This is a genomic window from Mucispirillum schaedleri ASF457 (assembly GCF_000487995.2).
Taxonomy (GTDB): domain Bacteria; phylum Chrysiogenota; class Deferribacteres; order Deferribacterales; family Mucispirillaceae; genus Mucispirillum; species Mucispirillum schaedleri.
On record NZ_CP097562.1, the window covers coordinates 997,138 to 1,015,526 of the forward strand.

The 18,389-nt window shown below is 33.4% G+C and carries 16 protein-coding genes and 1 tRNA gene; 5 read left to right on the forward strand and 12 right to left on the reverse strand.

Annotation, left to right across the window (positions count from 1 at the left end):
- Window positions 1-45: 45 nt before the first annotated feature.
- On the reverse strand, window positions 46-741 hold the full coding sequence (locus N508_RS04680) for a precorrin-2 C(20)-methyltransferase (RefSeq protein ID WP_023275244.1): 696 nt from the start codon (window positions 739-741) through the stop codon (window positions 46-48).
- Between the two features lie 356 nt (window positions 742-1,097).
- Window positions 1,098-1,787 carry a hypothetical protein gene (locus N508_RS04685; protein ID WP_023275245.1) on the reverse strand — a complete coding sequence of 230 codons (690 nt, stop codon included), beginning with the start codon at window positions 1,785-1,787 and terminating at the stop codon, window positions 1,098-1,100.
- Window positions 1,788-2,004: 217 nt separating this feature from the next.
- On the opposite strand from N508_RS04685, the gene N508_RS04690 reads away from it, so the two are divergent.
- From N508_RS04690 to N508_RS04710, 5 genes are all read left to right on the forward strand, one after another.
- Window positions 2,005-2,259 (forward strand): hypothetical protein, encoded by a 255-nt coding sequence (locus tag N508_RS04690; protein WP_023275246.1) that lies wholly within the window; start codon window positions 2,005-2,007, stop codon window positions 2,257-2,259.
- 16 nt (window positions 2,260-2,275) lie between these two features.
- On the forward strand, window positions 2,276-2,572 hold the full coding sequence (locus N508_RS04695; RefSeq protein WP_023275247.1) for a hypothetical protein: 297 nt from the start codon (window positions 2,276-2,278) through the stop codon (window positions 2,570-2,572).
- 83 nt (window positions 2,573-2,655) lie between these two features.
- A tRNA-Ser gene (locus tag N508_RS04700) sits at window positions 2,656-2,742 on the forward strand.
- A gap of 262 nt (window positions 2,743-3,004) precedes the next feature.
- Window positions 3,005-5,599 carry a preprotein translocase subunit SecA gene (gene secA / locus N508_RS04705; protein WP_023275248.1) on the forward strand — a complete coding sequence of 865 codons (2,595 nt, stop codon included), beginning with the start codon at window positions 3,005-3,007 and terminating at the stop codon, window positions 5,597-5,599.
- Between the two features lie 21 nt (window positions 5,600-5,620).
- On the forward strand, window positions 5,621-6,214 hold the full coding sequence (locus tag N508_RS04710) for a LolA family protein (protein ID WP_023275249.1): 594 nt from the start codon (window positions 5,621-5,623) through the stop codon (window positions 6,212-6,214).
- Between the two features lie 635 nt (window positions 6,215-6,849).
- On the opposite strand, the gene larC is transcribed toward N508_RS04710, so the two are convergent.
- The 10 genes from larC to rplC form a co-directional block, all read right to left on the reverse strand.
- Complete coding sequence (gene larC, locus N508_RS04715) at window positions 6,850-7,992, reverse strand: nickel pincer cofactor biosynthesis protein LarC (RefSeq protein ID WP_023275250.1); 1,143 nt, start codon at window positions 7,990-7,992, stop codon at window positions 6,850-6,852.
- A gap of 1 nt (window position 7,993) precedes the next feature.
- Window positions 7,994-8,632 carry an endonuclease III gene (gene nth / locus N508_RS04720; protein WP_023275251.1) on the reverse strand — a complete coding sequence of 213 codons (639 nt, stop codon included), beginning with the start codon at window positions 8,630-8,632 and terminating at the stop codon, window positions 7,994-7,996.
- Window position 8,633: 1 nt separating this feature from the next.
- Window positions 8,634-10,082, reverse strand: a complete 1,449-nt coding sequence (locus N508_RS04725) for a menaquinone biosynthesis decarboxylase (RefSeq protein WP_023275252.1) — start codon at window positions 10,080-10,082, stop codon at window positions 8,634-8,636.
- A 165-nt stretch (window positions 10,083-10,247) separates the two neighbouring features.
- Window positions 10,248-10,739, reverse strand: coding sequence for a hypothetical protein (locus N508_RS04730; protein WP_023275253.1), 492 nt, complete (start codon window positions 10,737-10,739; stop codon window positions 10,248-10,250).
- A gap of 9 nt (window positions 10,740-10,748) precedes the next feature.
- Window positions 10,749-12,284: a hypothetical protein gene (locus tag N508_RS04735; RefSeq protein ID WP_023275254.1), complete on the reverse strand. Its 1,536-nt coding sequence runs from the start codon at window positions 12,282-12,284 to the stop codon at window positions 10,749-10,751.
- A 17-nt stretch (window positions 12,285-12,301) separates the two neighbouring features.
- Window positions 12,302-12,979 carry a TorD/DmsD family molecular chaperone gene (locus N508_RS04740; protein WP_023275255.1) on the reverse strand — a complete coding sequence of 226 codons (678 nt, stop codon included), beginning with the start codon at window positions 12,977-12,979 and terminating at the stop codon, window positions 12,302-12,304.
- A 49-nt stretch (window positions 12,980-13,028) separates the two neighbouring features.
- A complete protein-coding gene (locus tag N508_RS04745; RefSeq protein WP_023275256.1) occupies window positions 13,029-13,646 on the reverse strand; it encodes a 4Fe-4S dicluster domain-containing protein in 618 nt (205 codons plus the stop codon).
- Window positions 13,647-13,661: 15 nt separating this feature from the next.
- Window positions 13,662-17,018 (reverse strand): molybdopterin-dependent oxidoreductase, encoded by a 3,357-nt coding sequence (locus tag N508_RS04750; RefSeq protein WP_306455966.1) that lies wholly within the window; start codon window positions 17,016-17,018, stop codon window positions 13,662-13,664.
- Complete coding sequence (locus N508_RS04755) at window positions 16,973-17,155, reverse strand: twin-arginine translocation signal domain-containing protein (RefSeq protein ID WP_023275258.1); 183 nt, start codon at window positions 17,153-17,155, stop codon at window positions 16,973-16,975. Before N508_RS04755 ends, N508_RS04750 begins: the two co-directional genes overlap by 46 nt.
- 581 nt (window positions 17,156-17,736) lie before the next feature.
- Window positions 17,737-18,375 carry a 50S ribosomal protein L3 gene (gene rplC / locus N508_RS04760; RefSeq protein ID WP_023275259.1) on the reverse strand — a complete coding sequence of 213 codons (639 nt, stop codon included), beginning with the start codon at window positions 18,373-18,375 and terminating at the stop codon, window positions 17,737-17,739.
- Window positions 18,376-18,389: the final 14 nt, after the last annotated feature.

Consider the following 18,389-nt stretch of genomic DNA (forward strand, 5'->3'; position numbering starts at 1 on the left):
TAGTAATTATTTCAAAAAAAGCAAAATAATTATTTGAAAAAATAATTATTTTTTTATCATTACCACACTCATAAAAAATTCTTCTGTATTATAAGGAAATTCTTTCATTAAATCATATATTTTCTGTTTTTCTGTATATGCATTAAATACTGCATAAGCAGTAGAAGGCTTGTTTATACATTTATCTAAATATTCTTTCAAAACTTTTCCATTATCTGATATTTTCATTATTATTACTGCTGCAAAAGATTCAAGTATATTTTCAATTTCCTTGTAATCTTCTGGATTTGGAATAATGGCTGCTTTATCTTTCCAGTCTACAATAGAATTGCCTGTTAATGATGCTGGTGCAAAAAAAGAAGATATACCTGTTACAGCCTTTAATACTACATTATGTTTTGCAAGCTCCTTATATATATCTGGAAATGATGAATATATAGTCATATCGCCCATTGTAACATAGCTTACTTTCATACCTTTTTCTAAATATTTAACTGTTTCAACTGCAAAGTGTTTAATATGAGCCTGCCTGTCGTTTTTATTTTCAGGATATTCATAAAATTTAAGTTTGCTGCCACAATTAATATTATCAAGCAGTTTTTTCACTTCATCATATCCGTTAAATACTTTGCCTCCGCTTAAAAATATTATATCGCTTTCTTCCAGCACCTTTTTTGCTTTTAATGTTATCATCTCATAATCGCCAGGACCAAGCCCGACTGCATATATCACTCTTTCCATAAATTCTCCCTGTGTTTCTGCATTACTACTTTTTTGTTAGTGAAATATTATACTGATTAAATTTGTATTATTGCTGGTAAACATTTTATACACTTAATCATTTAGATTTTTCTCCTTCAAAATCAGGCTCAAAATTACTTATATGATAAAACTTTAAATATATTAAAGGTATAGATATATAAGGCATTAATGGGATGTTATAAAAAAAGGGAATAGCATACTTATTTTATTATTGACTTTTTCTGTGACACATATTATATAATTTGTAGCACAAAAATATTCTACTTTTGATATATACCCCTTTTTATTAAAAATCCCTTTTGTAAAAACAAAAGGGATTTTTATATTATTACATATTATTCTGCTTTCTCTTTTTTTGGTCTGCCTCTTTTCTTAACTACCTGCTCTTGTTTTTCATTTTCTTTTATATCTTTTTTACTGTTATTATTATCTTCTTTTAAAGTGCTGCTGTTATCTGCCTGATTATTTGTTTCTGTTTCATTTGCAGAAGTTTCAACAAAAGTCTCTTTTACATCATTATAAGCCTTTTCATCTTCCTTTGCAGGTGGTAAAGCTGCCCGTTTACTTCTTATGCGTGTTATTATAAGAAGATATGCAAGAAGAATATTTAAAAGCAGTGATATAAGTGCTGAAATAATTGCTATATTGCGATACTGATTATTAGTGCTTATAGTATCTTTTAAATCAGCAAGTTCTGCTTCTACTGACGCAGCTTTTGCTGCTGCATGCTGTTTTTCTTCTTCTAAAACCTTAACTTTGTTTTCAAGCTCAGTAACTGCAATATCTTTTGCATTAACAGCACTTATAAGCTCATCTATTTCTTTTTGAAGGTTTAGTATTTCCTCAGCAGCTGCCTGCTGCCCTGTTGATGCACTGATTTGATTATCAAGAGATACTGACAATGCAGTATCTGCATTTTGTGAACCATTATCGCTGGAAGAATTATCTGCCTGTTTTATACCAAGTGCATCACAGCCAGAAAATACCAGTAAAGTAAGTATTAAGGAAATTACATATTTTTTCATACAATACTCCATAAATTTTATATACATCATTATTTACTATATTACTCTTGTTTGCAACAGTTTTTTATGACTTGATAAATATTTATTTATAAATTATATTATATTTAATAATAATTATCTATTAAGTAAATCATATTACTGCCGATAGCTAATATTATATATAGTAATACTGTGTGCATTAACAGCATAATGGTTACTATATAGATGGGGAATGTTTATGGATAAGATTGATATTTTAATGGCTGTGCTTGGTGCTGCGGCATATATGGCTATTATGGTAGATTTGCGTAATTATGAAAGAAAAATGGCAGCATTTGAAGCATTGCAGGAAAGACGGAGAAAATATGCAGAGCTGCAGGCTGAAAGACGCAAAGCAGAATTGGCTATGGAAAAATCTATTGAACAGGCAGTAAAAAGTAAAGAACAATCTAAACTTGCACCTAATATATTAGAAAAAGTAAGTAAAGCATAAGAATAAAGGTGACATTATGGATATAAATGACTTTAATAATTTAAGCGATATAGGAAAACTTGACTATGTGCTTGACTGTCTTTATAAAGCACATGGACTGTTTAAAATAATATATGAAAGCGGATGTGGATTTGAACAGCAGGTGCTTGATGAATTAGAGCATTTAGGTGATGAATTTTCCCGCATTGGCTTTATGGCAGAAAGCCATGACTACACAGGAGTATACGAAGATTTAAATAAAAATTTAACAAGACTGTCATCAATAGTGTCAGTAATAGATGAATATTTATATAAATACCGCAAAGTAAATTAAATTTTAATTATTCATAAATTACTGCTTGATTTTTTTCTTATTCTTTTATACATATATACTTCTAAAACAATTAATAATGTAATGGAAAGGTGTCCGAGTCTGGTTTAAGGGGCACGCCTGGAAAGCGTGTGTGGGGCAGCTCACCGAGGGTTCGAATCCCTCTCTTTCCGTTTTTTTATATCTAAATAGTATCAAAATTTTATAAAATTATGATTTATCACTCATATATTTCTAAAATAATTAATATAATGTTGAATAAACCTATTTTTATGTATATCTTTTAGTATATAGTTATCATTTTATATAACTTTTTTTATAACTCATCTATTGCAGTATAACAAAAAAATGTGTAAATTACATATAAAAACTTGATTTTATAGAACAAAAAATATACTATAATATCTTTAATTATATAAAACAGCAGGAGCAGCAATGTTTAAAGATTTAATAGAAAAGCTATTTACCCCAAGTCCAGATAAAATATTTAAAAAATTACAGCCATTAATTAATAATATTAACAGCCATGAAGAAAGGCTTAAAAGCCTTGATAACGATACTCTTTTTAACCAGACTGTTATATTTAGAAAAAGATTATCAGAAGGCGAAAGCTTAAATGATATTTTGCCAGAGGCTTTTGCAACAGTTAGAGAAGTTAGTAACAGAATATTAAAAATGCGTCATTTTGATGTTCAGCTTATGGGTGGCTATGTTCTTCATTCAGGTAAAATATCTGAAATGAAAACTGGTGAAGGTAAAACATTAGTTGCTACACTGCCTATGTATTTAAATGCTATTGAAGGAAAAGGGGCTCACCTTGTTACTGTAAATGATTATCTTGCTCGCCGTGATGCTTCTTGGATGGCACCAGTATACCTTGCACTTGGTCTTTCTGTTGGTATTATCCAAAGTGATGCATCTAAGCAGGCAGTATGGGATGATAAAGAAAATTTTACTATAAAACTTATAGATATTTCAAGGAAACAGGCTTATGCCTGTGACATTACTTACGGCACAAATAATGAGTTTGGCTTTGACTATTTAAGGGATAATATGAAATATGATTTATCTGAATATGTTCAAAGAGAGCTACACTATGCTATTGTGGATGAAGTAGACTCTATTTTAATAGATGAAGCAAGAACCCCGCTTATTATTTCAGGCCCTACAAATAATACTACTGACAGCTACTATGCAGTTAATAATGTTGTAAGGCTTTTGCAGCCAGAAACCCATTATACTATTGATGAAAAAAGAAAATCTGCTGATTTAACAGATGAGGGTATAAACTTTGTAGAAGCTGGGCTAAAAATTGGCAACCTTTATGATATCCAGAATGTAGACACTCTGCACTTTGTGAATAATGCATTAAAAGCCCATGCAGTTTTTAAACTTGATGTAGATTATGTTGTGCAGAATGGAGAAGTAGTAATAGTTGATGAATTTACAGGCAGGCTTATGCCCGGAAGAAGATATTCTGATGGACTTCATCAAGCATTAGAAGCAAAAGAAGAAGTGCAGGTGCAAAATGAAAACCAGACTTATGCATCTATCACTTTCCAAAACTATTTTAGAATGTATGAAAAACTTTCTGGTATGACAGGAACAGCATTAACAGAAGCTAATGAATTTAAAAGCATATATGGACTGGAAGTTGTGCCTGTTCCAACACACAGAAAAGTAAACAGGATAGACAGACCTGATGTAATTTACAGAACTGCTCAGGAAAAATATGAAGCTATTGTTAAAATTATAGGCGAGCTGCACAAAAAAGGGCAGCCTGTTCTTGTGGGAACTATCTCCATTGAAAAAAGTGAACTGCTTTCCCACATGCTGCAAAAAGCAAAAATAAAACATGAAGTGTTAAATGCTAAAAACCATGAAAGAGAAGCAGAAATTGTTGCCCATGCTGGTAAAATTGGTGCTGTTACTATTGCTACAAATATGGCAGGTCGTGGAACAGATATTAAATTAGGCGAAGGTGTGCAGGAATTAGGCGGATTATTTATTTTAGGCACAGAAAGACATGAATCACGCCGTATTGATAACCAGCTGCGAGGCAGGTCTGGAAGACAGGGAGATAATGGAGAAAGCAGATTTTATCTCAGCACAGAAGATGATTTATTAAGAAAGTTTGGTGCAGAAAAACTTTCTAAAATAATGAGCACATTAGGTTTACAACACGGAGAAGAAATAGAATCATCTCTTATTAGTAAGACTATAGAGAGTGCACAGAAAAAAGTGGAAGCATTCCATTTTGAAATGCGTAAACATTTACTTGAATATGATAATGTGGCAAATGCTCAAAGAAAAGTTGTATACAGCCTTAGAAGCCAGATTTTACAAGGCTCTGATATTGATGACATTATAAAGGAATATGCAAATGATGTTATCAGTGCACTGCTTGAAGATTTTATTACTCCGCAAAATCCAAACTATGAAGAAGCAGAAAAAATATTTGAAAGAATATTTGGTATAAAAACAGATTTATCTCAGGCTGATGCAAAACATTTAGATATTGCTAAAAAAGAATTGGCAGGTCAATTTGAAGCAAAATTTCAGGAAAGAAAACAGGAATTTAAAGACCATTTTGAAGATTTTTCAAAATATATTCTTATTAATACTCTTGATAACAGGTGGAAACAACATCTGCTGCATATGGACCATCTCCGTGATAGTGTAGGTCTAAGGGGTTACGGACAAAAAGACCCATTAATAGAATATAAAAGAGAAGCTTATACACTTTTTATTGAAATGATGGATAAAATAAACAGAGAAACAGTTGAGCTTATTATGAAAGTGCAGATACAAATGCAGACTCCAGAAGAAGCTGCTGCAGAAAATGCACGCAGGCTTAAACAACTGCAGGCTGAAAATAAAAAACAGTTAAAAGAAAAACGCTCACTTGAAAAAGAAACTAATAAAAAAACTGCAACTGTTAAAAGAAATGCACCAAAAATAGGAAGAAATGACCCATGTCCTTGCGGCAGTGGTAAAAAATATAAAAACTGTCATGGTGTGCAAGGCTAATTAATATATATTAGGTGATATATGAAAAAATTATTATTGTTACTTTTTATATTAGTATGTTTTACTGCTTTTGCAGAAGATAAAAAGAATACTGACTATATGAAACAGTTATCTGATATTAAAAGTTTATCAGCAGAGTTTAAACAGATAAATAATTTAAAAGATTACGGTGAAGATATATATACAGGTAAAGTATATATAAATATGAAAGAAAAAGCATTGTGGGATTATACTGAGCCTTATTCATCATGGTATCTTATAACAAATACAGATATTAACCATTATGATGAAATCAATAACCAGCTTATTAAAATGAAAACAAAAGACTATAAAGAATATGCTCTTTTGCAGGTTTTGATGGATTTTTCTCAGCTTAGCAAAAGTTTTAGTGCAGAGCAGAAAGACAATACATTATATTTAAAACCAAAAAATGATACAGGGCTTGCCTATATTAATATTGTATTTAAAAATGATGTAATATCTGAAATAAACAGTAAAGATAATGCAGGAAACTTAACTACTATAACTTTAAGCAAAGTAGAAATTGATAAAAAAATAAGCGATTCATCTTTTAAAAAGAAACTGCCAAAAGATGTTAATGTTTTTAATCAGTAAATGCAGATAAATATTTAAATATAAAGCTTAATATTGGCACATTTGAAGTAATTAAAAAAGGTTTTGAAAGAACATTTAATTTATATGGAGCTTGCTATTAGCATATTTTAAGTAATTTTTCTACAAATTTAGCTTAAATAAAATGGAAACTTACCCAAAAATTTTGCCCTATAAATTATTTTGAGCCTGATTTTAAAGATGAAAAATCTAAATTATATATATTAAAGTATTGTATAATATATTTAACTTATCTGTTTTTTAGATACTTCGCTTAAAAATCAAGATCAGTAAGACACGGAAGCAGGCTCAGGACAAGCCGAAAGTGAGCGATAACCAAACTTGTTTCAGCAGAGTGTGATTTAAAAAATTCAAGGGGAGTGTATTTTACTACTCTTCGCTCCAAGTATAGAAAACGGCTTGCCATTTATATGGGAAAGACCCCGTTTTTGGCTATGCAAGGACTTTCCAAGCAAGTAGCGATGGAATTAAAAGTCCGTAGCTGGAAAGTATTTTTTTAATAAAGAATAAATTATAATATACTTCTCTTTATCACTCTCAGTATGACTATATTGTCACATTGCAGTCATTTTGAGCCTGATTTAAAGGCGAAAAATCTAAATTATATATTATCGTTTTTACTCTAATACTTTCTGCATTATTTCAGAGGGTGTAAGGTTTAATATTTCTGATGCTTTTTTACAGTCTTCCCATTCTGGAAAAAGCCTTTCTATATCTTTATATTTTATGCGTTTTAGTTTAATTTTCTCACCCATAACTTCTTTTTCTATAAAATCTCTTTCCGCAGTTATTCTGTTGACTTTTTCTATTCGCATACCTATTGTGCTTGAATATTTAAATAAAGTATATATTATCTCATCTTTATCTTTTTCTACACACATTATATTTACAATATACAGTGGTCTGTTTTTTTTGCCAAAAGCAGGTATGAAGCATACATCTTTTGCCCCTTTTTCCATTAGTTTTTCATGCAGATAGCCTAAAAGTTCACCTGTCATATCATCTATATTTGTGGTAATGTTTATTATACTGTCATTATAAGTATTTTCTAAAATAATGGCACGCATAAAGTTTGCCATACCTTTAAACTCTTTCTGACCTGTTGAAAAACTGTCCTTTATCACAATTCCTGTAAAAGAATTTGTATATTCTGATACATTAGTTTTAAGCAGTGCTGCACCAGTTGGTGTTATCATCTCCCCTTCTGTATCTACTCTTTTTAAAGGCATATTTTCTAATATTTTAAGAGTTGCAGGGGCAGGAACAGGCATTATACCATGAGCTGCATTAATATATCCATAACCAGTTACAGGAATATTTGATATTACTCTATCTATTTTTAACTGATTTAAAAGCCAGCATGCTCCAAAAACATCAATAATAGTATCTACTGCACCTATTTCATGAAAATGAACTTCTTCTATACTTATTCCATGAACTTTGCTTTCAGCTTCTGCTATTACTTCAAAAGTTTTGACTGCATTATCTTTTATCTGCTGGCAGCATTCAGCAGAATATATCATATTTTTAATATTTTCTAAATGTCTGAAAGGCTCCCCTTCTATATCACATTTTATAGCAAGCCTGTTGCAGCAGACAGCATTTCGCCACACTGTTTCAAGCTCTAATTGAACATGCTTATTAAGCATTTTTGACAATATTTGTGATAATTCTTTACTGTCTGCTCCAAGTCCTAAAAGCCCTGCAAGCATAATATCGCCAGAAATACCAGAAGTCATATCCAAATATAATTCACGCATATTATTTTACCAGTTTATTTCCTGCAGGACAGTATGCAAATATTTTACATTCATTGCAGTTTGGTTTTTTAGCAGTGCAGAAATATCTGCCAAACAGCACAAGCTGATGTGAAAGCTCTGTCCATCTATCTCGCGGAAATATTTTCATTAAATCCTGCTCTATTTTTTCAGGGTCTGAGTTTTTTGTAAGACCGTATCTATTAGATATTCTTTTAACATGAGTATCTACAACCATCCCCGGCACTTTAAAAGCATTGCCAAGCACTACATTTGCCGTTTTTCTTCCTACTCCGGGAAGTTTTACAAGGCTTTCCATATTATCAGGCACTTTGCCATTATGTTCATGTATAAGTGCATGAGACATACTTTTAATATTTTTAGCCTTGTTTTTATAAAACCCAGTAGAATGTATTAATTTTTCTATTTTTTCTATAGGTGCTTCAGCCATACTTTCTGCATCAGCATATTCTGAAAATAATAAAGGTGTTACTTTATTTACCTGCTTATCTGTGCACTGAGCAGAAAGTATTGTTGCCACTAAAAGCTGAAATGGGTCATTATATGTAAGCTCGCAATGAGCCTCTGGAAAAAGCTCTTTTAAATATTCCATAAACGGAGCTAAATCTTTTTTACCACCCATCTTATAAACCGTATTCTTTCCAGCGTTTTGTTACAAGCTCACGAATTTCATCACTCATAACAATATCTTCAGGCCATTCTCTTAAATGTCCTTCACCGGGCAGTTTTTTAGTTGCATCTATTCCTATTTTATTGCCCCAGAAAGCATAAGGTGATGAATGGTCTAATGTATCAACAGGACCTTTTACAATACATGTATCTCTTTCCCAGTCCACATTGTTACCCATTCTCCAAAGCACTTCATTTGTATTTTTAACATCTACATCTTTATCAACTATAACTATCATTTTAGTAAACATCATCTGACCTGTGCCCCATACATAGTGCATAATTTTATGTGCCTGCATAGGATATTTTTTATCAATAGATAAAAACATAATGTTATGAAATACACCTTCTAACGGCATATACATATCAACAATCTCTGGAACCTGTTTTTTAAGAATAGGCAGGAATATTCTGCCAGTTGCAACTCCCATATAGCAGTCTTCCATAGGCGGCTTACCAACTATAGTTGTAGGATATACTGCATCTTTTCTATGAGTAATACATGTTATATGAAATACTGGAAAATCATCAGCTAAGGAATAGTAGCCTGTATGGTCGCCAAAAGGACCTTCCCTGCGAAGTTCATTAGTTAATACATATCCTTCTAAAACTATTTCACTATTTGCAGGCACTTCTAAATCTACAGTTTCGCATTTTATCATTTCAACAGCCTGTTTTCTGATAAAGCCTGCAAAAAGCATTTCATCTATACCATCAGGCACAGGTGCAGTTGCTGCAAATGTAACAACAGGGTCTGGACCAAGAGCAACAGCTGCTTCTAATTTTTCAAGCCCCATTCTTTGTGCTTTTCTAAAATGGTCTGCTCCACCATGATGAATATGCCAGTGCATACCTGTAGTTTTGCCATCATATACCTGCATACGATACATACCGCAGTTTCTTGTGCCTGTTTCTGGGTCTTTAGTAAATACACAAGGCATAGTTATAAACCTGCCTGCATCACCAGGCCAGCATTTTATTACTGGAAATTTCAATAAATCTACATCATCGCCTTTTATAATAACTTCTTTACATGCACCTTTTTTTACTGTTTTAGGCAGTATATTGCTAATTTCCATAATCATAGGCAGGCTTTTTAATTTATCCATAAAATTCTGTGGTGTATTTTTATCAACAAGGTTTATAATACGCTCACCAAGGTCATCTAAATCATCAACTTCCAAAGCCATACACATTCTTTTTATAGAGCCAAATATATTTATCACTATATCATGGTCTGATCCATCTACATTTTCAAAAAGAAGAGCTTCACCATAATTTTTTGATACTCTGTCAGTTATTTCTGCCACTTCTAATACAGGGTCAACTTTGGCAGAAACCCTTTTTAATTCGCCATTTTTTTCTAAAACCTTAATAAACTCTCTTAAATCATTATAAGCCATATCTCACCAACTAATTTATTTGTTAAATAGAATAATTAATTTTGATAAAATATACAAGAGTTTTATATATTGCAGAAATAATTTCTATATATTTGAAAAAACTCCGCCCTGCGATGCAGAGCGGACAATATATTAATGCAGGATATTTTACAAATATCAATGCAGTTACTTCACAGTATGCAGAGCACCTGATTTTGTTACAGGTCTTGTTTTGTGACATACAAGACAGTTTTTAGATGGAGTGTTATTCCAGCTGCCTACGGGAACTACACAGCTTGTGCCACAGTGGGAGCCTGCTCCTGATACAAATCCTGCTCGGGCATGGCTCATTGGATAGGATGTCTCATGACAGCTGTCACAGAAATCTTCTTTATGACATGTCTGACATGTTGTTCTGTTCCATCTGGATTCTAACCCGTGTGTTTTATTCACAAAGGTTACTGTATGATTTCTTGGAGCAGTATCTTCATGACAGGATATACATTCTACTCGTTCTTCATGGCACATTATGCATTCGCTCATATTAGTTTTGGCTGCCTGACCATGCTTCTGCTCCCAGCTGCTGTTATGGGTAGACGGCTTAGTGGAATCTACTGCTGATGTTACACCTGCTGTAAAAAGAAATAATAAGATGATTAGTAATAAGTTCTTTTTCATATCCTGCACCTACCAGATAAAGTTTGCCCAGATACTTAATGTATGAATATCTGGCTGTAAGTCAGCACTTTTAAAAAGGTCTGCATATTCATAACTATAATCAACCTGTAACACACACCAGTCTATTGGGCGATACATCGCTCCAATATATGCCATTGTGGTATTTTCATTTCTGTCTTGTAAACTAACCATATCTTCTCCATACTGCGGGTAGGATTTTATCGGGCTGTTTCTATACTGATAGTTCTGAACATTTACTCCTGCCCATGCTTCTAGTCTATCTGTAAATACCTGAGTTATACGAAAACCTCCCATTACTTTAGAATTGCTGTCCTGTCTTTTATATGCTGCTACATCATACCAGTCTACTATTAAACTTAAATAATTGTTTTTATGGAGTAAACCCACAAGGTCTATATTACCGAATACTCTCTGGTAGTCTCTGTCGCCATAGCTTTCACTGAAATTAAATCGTGTTTCCCAGCCTATTCCTAATACTAAATAGTCAGTTATTCCCTGTGTAACCATTACTCCGCCCATTACATATTCACTGCTGCCGCCCAGCATATTTTCATACATGGATATATACGGGTTTATATCGCCTTTATTCTTATCATACTGACCTGCTATGTAGGCTGATATGCCTGTGCGGCTTATATCTATATTCGCATCCAGACCTGCTTCATAAAGCATAGCTTTACCTATTATGGCTCCTTCCAGATAGATATTGGATGATATTATATCGGGAAAGGATAAGCTCTGGTCTATTCTGCCTCTGGCAGTATGGGTGTTAAAGTCTCCGCCATCTTCATGTATGAAGTAATTATACTCGGCTCTGATTTTTGTGCCGCTTATCGTTACTGGAACTTCTATCGCTGCTCCTATTAAAGATGTTTTTAAATTGCTGTAATAGCTGACAGGCAGACCGCCGTATATATCAAGCTTAAAATAGTCACAGGTATCAAAATGGAAACTGCCGCCGTCTATTTTATACATATCTAGATTATTTAAATATATTCTGCCTGCTGTTATATCTGTATAAGGCACTACTCCTTTAAACTCTACATTAGCCTGATATATTCTAAAATTACCATCATATTTACCGCTTAAGCGGGTGTATTCATCATATTTGCGGGAAGTATATAAGCCGTCATAAAACTGGTTATATGAATTTCCTGAATAGCTTGATGACTGGCTGTCCATTGTGCTGCCACCAATATCTGGAAGACTGTCATAAGCTCCACGAATATTTAAGTTTACATTCACTGTGCCTTGACCTAGTTTCGTTTCACTTAATCTCAGACGGGCATACTGATAAATTGACCAGTCTTCATCTTCTCCAAATTTAAATGCAGCTCTTGTTGTTAACCCTATTTTTAATATGCCTGTATCGCCAAAGCTGAGACCGTTAAGGCTTGCTTTGATACCGTTGGCATTCACATGTCTGCTCCAGCTGTCTGGGGTTACATAAGAATCGCCAACATAGGAATATGCTGGGAACACAAAAGCTAACATACATAATGTATTTAACATCAGCCGTTTCATAGGCATTGGCTCCTTAATTAGTTATTTAGAGAGTTTAAAAATTCATAATCATATTTTAAATACTCTCTTAAAAAGTAACTTAATGGTAAATAAAAGATTTTTCCCTGCTCAAACATCTCCATTTTATTTATAAATTCATCAATATATTTAAAGAAATGGTCTTTAATAAATTCTTTCTGAGCCTTTATTACTATATTATAGTTTTCTTCTTTACCATTATTCATACATATAACTGCTTTTCTTGATAGATATGACATAAACATAAGCTCATAGGCAATAAAGTCTTCTGGTTCATTAGAATCATGAAAATCCGTATCATAACCAAAAGTTTTATATGACTTTAACACCTGTTCCCTTGACTGTTGATTTACAAGGTGTTCTAATGATGTGTAATATGATTCAGAATTTGGAACACTGTCAGTTAATGCAAATATCCTTGTATATGCACGAAGATTATCTAACTTAAATTCATCTAATTCCTTTTCCTGCAAAGAGTTATATTTAGTAATGAAATCATCAAGCATGTTTATTTCTTTTTTTGCAAGTGATGATATATCTTCCAAATTTTTAAGCATTGGCAATATATCGTTTATCATTTTATATTCATTTTCACATATCGGCTCTAAAAAAAGCTTTGCAAAAAAAGCATAAATAACTTCCCTGCCGCCAAATATTTCTTGTAAATCTGCTGCCATATTTTCTCCAAAAGACTTACCAGCAGTTATACTGATAAGCCTGTATTTATTATTTTCCGTTGTTAAGAGTTACTGTCCTAGTGCGTTTTTTAATAAGCATTGATGGACCTGTTTCAGTAGTATTATTTGCATAAGCATAAGGGAAATCACTTGGATTTAACTGAACTGCATCAGAGTATTTTGATTTAAGGGTTTCAAAATCACCAAAATCAAGAGCATGACCAACGCATGATGCAACACATACTGGTTTTTCACCTTTTTCAACACGGCTCATACACATATCACATTTCTGCATTGGATGAGTAATTGTCCATGAAACTTTTTGTTCTGGCTCCTGCTTATCATCTGCAATATGAGTGGCAGCAAATGGACATGCAGCAATACAAAGATGTAAGCCTATACATTTGCTTCTATCTACATAAACAATACCATTGTCTTTTTTAATTATTGCATTTTGTGAGCATGCGGCAAGACATGCCGGTTCTTCGCAGTGATTACAGCTCATTGCAAGGTTAAACATAGCTATTAAACTGCCATCTGTTTTATATGTATCAACTTTTCTCCAGCGAACTGGTCCAGGGTTTATCTGGTTATAGTCTTTGCAAGAAACAGAACATGAATTACATGACATACATCTAGTTTGGTCAAAATAAAATGCATAACGCATGATTATCTCCTATAATTATTTATTTTTTATCCATACCATAGCAGACTGCTGTCCGTTACCATGGTCTACCCTTGATGGTCTTTGAGCCATAAGTGTATTTGCACACCCTCCATCATCTATGCCGTCAACTGGGTCTGGGTCATACCAGCAGCCTTGATGAAGTCCAATAAAGCCTCTTACTACCCTGTCAGTAACTCTTGCAATAACACGAACATCACCTATCGGGTTGCCTATTGTGATTAATTGACCATCAGCAATACCTTCTGCTGCAGCATCCTGATTATTCATCCACACTTCACTCCAAGAAGCGACATTTTCTTTGCCAGCTATTGGCTGACCGTTTGAAATTGTCTGATTAAGACGGGCAAGGTTTGCTGTTTCACCAGCTTTTACTTCCTGAACTGCACCAATATTGCCATACTCATTCCAGTCATTACCAGAATATAAAGCTCCGCCTTTAATTCTGTGAGTTAATTCTCTTAAATATGGATTTTCAGACTGAGATGAGTGTGCTCTATATCTATCATGAGTAGTTGTTAAGAGATAACCTTTGCTCATATCTAATGTATTTTTACCATTCATTACACCATAAGCTTCATTAAAATAGTCTTCATAAGCATAGTATAATGGAATAGGATAAACTAATGGGTCATTTTCAAAGTCTTTGTTAGCTTGACCAGTAGCCTGTCCCTTACTTGCAAGGTATCCGTGCCATTGTTCAAAACGGTGTTCATAGCAGTAAACAAGTGAATCTGAATATACATGAAACCTGCCAGATGCTTTTGGACATAAATCAATAGTTGATTGCAGCCATTGTGCACCATAGCCTGTTTTTTCGTTTGTCTTAATACCTGATATAAATGCTTGAGACATATTACCAGCAAGATAATTATCAAGATTTTCCCTTAAAGTAGTTTTTGTAACAGTAACTGGTGCATATTCACTTGCTGTTTTTGGAGCATAAGGGTTATTAATGAAATCTTCCCATGTTTTGCCATGGTATAAACTTTGCGGATTTACACTTGCTTTACCAAATGCATCTTTTACTAAATCTTCAATTTGCTGATTAGGAATGCCGCCTGTAAATTTAGTCGCAAGCTCATTACCAACACCTTTTAATTTACCTACTGCTTTTAATAAATCATTTGTAAAGTTCCATTGAGATTTAGCCTGACCGGGAGCATTACTTACAACTGGGATATATAAAGAGTTACCAAGAGATATGCTGATAATATCTTCCTGTTCCCAAGTTGTAGCAGCAGGTAATACATAGTCTGACCATCTTGGAGACGGAGATAAAAAGTTATCAAATGATACCATGCAGAATGTATCTGGATTATCTGGCTGTGTAGAACCTAAATCAAGAGCTTCAAACATTTCTCTTGCATCATTTGGGTCCATATGCTGGTTCATTGGAATATTACCACCAGAGTTTAATATAAACCGAAACCCTGCTTTTAATGGTTTGCCATCTTTACCTGTTTTCCATTTATAATATCCATCAGCATTTGTTTTTATTGTGCCATCTGCTTCTCTATCCCATGTATAAAGAGCTTTTGCACCACCATCTTCATAGTAAACACCTGACTCAGAATTTCTATAATCCCAGTCAGGTATATATTTTGCAGAATAACCATTTGCAGTTAACTGCTCTTTAAATGCAAATTTTATTGCATTATGCCACTGAGTGCAGGAAATAACTGGTGTTGCAGGGCTGCTTGGAACATCTGGACGGCTTATACTTACATTTAATGTGCCTGCTGCATTACTTCTTGCACCACCAAAAGCTCTGCCTAAACCGTCACCAGTCTGCCCCCATGATTTAGAAAGAATAAGAAGTGCCTGCAAAGCAAACATATTAATCACACCATTTGCCTGCTTTTGCTGAGCACCGCACCATTCGCTGTATATTGGATGATTATCTTGGTTAAAATAAAGCTCTGCTAAATCTTTAATAGCCTGTTCTGGTATACCAGTAATATCAGAAGCCCATTTTGTATTTTTAGGTTTTAAAAAATCTTTTTTAGTTTTGTATTTTGTAGTATTACCTGCTGATGAAATATAAGAGCAAATAGAGCCATTTCTTTTAGCCTGTTTAGATGCAAACTGGTCAGCTACATAGTTGCCACTGTAAGCTGCTTTTGTAAGTCTCGCATCACTGCCCATAATATAAGCTGAAAGTGAACGACCTGCAGGAACTGCATTTACTTTTACAATAGGCTCTTGATAAACATACAATGATGTGTCCGCTTTATTTTTCCAACGATATGGATATGTGTTTCTACCTATTGTAAATGGTCCTGTTTCTTTGTCCCATTTATCAATTTCAGACTTTGCAGTTGTTTGGTCTATATATATTTTTCCAGCATTTTCATTTATATCCGTTCCAACAGCTGTATCTGTTCCCTTAGTATAATTAGTTTCTATCCAATATTCTGGAGAATCAAAGAAACCATATACCATTGTATCAATATAATCTACATCTAATAATCCGCCTGTTTTTTTGTTACCATCAGCATCAAATGTAGTATCTATTGCATGATAAAGCATACCAAGAATTAATGCAGTATCAGTGTATGGTTTCATTTGATACCATGTATCTGCAAGAGTTACACCAGTGTCAACAAATTCTGGTCCTATGAACCATACTTTACCGCCACGCTGCTTCATCATTTCAACAGAACGGATTTCAGAATATGCTGAGCTGTTTACTGTTGATAATACATTGGAACCCCATAAAACAACATTTTTAACTGCACTTGCAACAGTATTTGCATTTGCACTGCTGCCATTATAACCAGTATAGCCAGTGCCAAAGAATGACCTTTGATGAAAAGAATAATCATGAGTATATTTTGCATAACCGCCCATTAAACTTGCCGCAGCTGATGTGCTTATACCTGTCCATATACCAGTGTAGCCGCCACCCTGCCACGAAGAAGAATATGCACCACAGGCATATATTGAGTGAAATGATTCTGGACCGTATTTATCTGTAATTGCTTTATGTTTTCTTGCGATTTCATCTAATGCCTGTTCCCAAGAAATGCGAATAAAGCCAGATAAATCACCGCGTTTTTTAGTTTGTTTTAATGGATATTTTAATCTTCCGGGATGATATAAACGGAATTTATAAGAACGACATTTTGAACACGCTCTTGAAGCTGAACAGTTAGGGTTTTCACTGTCAATTACTTGACCAGTTGTGTCTATAATGCTTTCATCTGTAACAAAACGCTTAATTACACCATTTTTTACATGAGCTTTTATAAGACATTTAGCACCGCAGTTATGACCGCTTGTGCCGTAACGAATATAATCGGGAGTTAAATCATTTTCATCATTGGAACTTGTGCCAGCCCCCCCCCGTATATAATATCTGAACTGCCATCTTTAGAGCAGCCATACATGGCAGCCATTGCACCAAGTGCTGATATGCCTTTTAAAAAGGAACGCCTTGATACTGAGCTTTCTTCTAATGATTTTAAAACATTAGTTTCTTTTCCCATCTTCTTTGCCTCCAAGTTTTTTGTATATTTAATATACTTAAAAATAAATCTTTATCAACTCATAAATTACACTTTTTCTGCAAATTTAACAAATATAATACTTTTGTTAATATAAATACAGTTTTTTTTATTTAGTATTATCAATAATTAAGACAATTTTAATCTTTTTATCAAATAAAAATTATATGCAGATATAGGCATTGAATATCTAGCTGCATTAAATAATTACTGATTATTTTTTTAAAAAAAATAACATAAAGTTATGTTTCTCTATGCAAGCTTTATTATAATTTCTTTTTTAATATGTAATATAAATGAAAAATATAAACAAGTTATAAAATAAGTTTTCAATAAACTTTCATACACAATGTCTATTCTGAGCCACTGGCGAAGAATCTAGAATAATAATTATTTATATTTGCAAAAAGTTTTGCAATACTAATATTTTATATATTTCACCTTACGGCTTAATATGACATAATTGTAATGCTTTTATAAATATTATAGAATTTTAAATTATTTGATACAAAAAAAGCTCCCTTAAAGTTAAGGGAGCCTATATATTTTAGTTAATTAATAAACTATCTTTTTGGTTTAGCTGTTCCTTTGATGTATATTATACCGTTTTTATGACCCGAAACAGAGCCTTGAACAAGTATAACATTTTTTTCAGGCATAACTTTTACAACTTTTAATCTTTGAGTTGTAACAGTTTCCACACCTAAGTGACCAGCCATTTTTTTACCTTTGTTTACTTCTGCAGGCCATTCTTTCATACCTATAGAACCTAGTCTACGGTGAAAGCCTGAACCATGACCACCAGGGCCACCTGCAAAGTTCCAGCGTTTCATACCACCAGCGAAACCTTTACCTATTGTTACGCCTTGGATATCTACTAAATCGCCTTCTGCAAATATTTCTGTGCTGATTGTCTGACCCACATTGTAGTCATCAATAGCATCAACACGAACTTCACGAAGATATTTCATTGGCTTAACATCTGCTTTTTTAAAATGTCCAGCCATAGGTTTATTAACTTTCTTTTCTGAGAGTATCTCTTCGAACCCGATTTGTATAGCATTATAGCCATCAGATTCAACGGTTTTTTTCTGCACAACGACACATGGTCCAGCTTGTACAACCGTAACCGGAATAACCGCTCCGTTATCAGAAAATACTTGTGTCATTCCGATTTTTTTACCGATAATTCCCTTTGCCATTTATTCCTGCCTTT

Excerpts from the sequence above, each read along its gene's own strand:
- N508_RS04680 (WP_023275244.1), bottom strand. The coding sequence starts at position 741 with ATGGAAAGAGTGATATATGCAGTCGGGCTTGGTCCTGGCGATTATGAG.
- N508_RS04685 (WP_023275245.1), bottom strand. The coding sequence starts at position 1,787 with ATGAAAAAATATGTAATTTCCTTAATACTTACTTTACTGGTATTTTCT.
- N508_RS04690 (WP_023275246.1), top strand. The coding sequence starts at position 2,005 with ATGGATAAGATTGATATTTTAATGGCTGTGCTTGGTGCTGCGGCATAT.
- N508_RS04695 (WP_023275247.1), top strand. The coding sequence starts at position 2,276 with ATGGATATAAATGACTTTAATAATTTAAGCGATATAGGAAAACTTGAC.
- secA (WP_023275248.1), top strand. The coding sequence starts at position 3,005 with ATGTTTAAAGATTTAATAGAAAAGCTATTTACCCCAAGTCCAGATAAA.
- N508_RS04710 (WP_023275249.1), top strand. The coding sequence starts at position 5,621 with ATGAAAAAATTATTATTGTTACTTTTTATATTAGTATGTTTTACTGCT.
- larC (WP_023275250.1), bottom strand. The coding sequence starts at position 7,992 with ATGCGTGAATTATATTTGGATATGACTTCTGGTATTTCTGGCGATATT.
- nth (WP_023275251.1), bottom strand. The coding sequence starts at position 8,632 with ATGGGTGGTAAAAAAGATTTAGCTCCGTTTATGGAATATTTAAAAGAG.
- N508_RS04725 (WP_023275252.1), bottom strand. The coding sequence starts at position 10,082 with ATGGCTTATAATGATTTAAGAGAGTTTATTAAGGTTTTAGAAAAAAAT.
- N508_RS04730 (WP_023275253.1), bottom strand. The coding sequence starts at position 10,739 with ATGAAAAAGAACTTATTACTAATCATCTTATTATTTCTTTTTACAGCA.
- N508_RS04735 (WP_023275254.1), bottom strand. The coding sequence starts at position 12,284 with ATGAAACGGCTGATGTTAAATACATTATGTATGTTAGCTTTTGTGTTC.
- N508_RS04740 (WP_023275255.1), bottom strand. The coding sequence starts at position 12,979 with ATGGCAGCAGATTTACAAGAAATATTTGGCGGCAGGGAAGTTATTTAT.
- N508_RS04745 (WP_023275256.1), bottom strand. The coding sequence starts at position 13,646 with ATGCGTTATGCATTTTATTTTGACCAAACTAGATGTATGTCATGTAAT.
- N508_RS04755 (WP_023275258.1), bottom strand. The coding sequence starts at position 17,155 with ATGGGAAAAGAAACTAATGTTTTAAAATCATTAGAAGAAAGCTCAGTA.
- rplC (WP_023275259.1), bottom strand. The coding sequence starts at position 18,375 with ATGGCAAAGGGAATTATCGGTAAAAAAATCGGAATGACACAAGTATTT.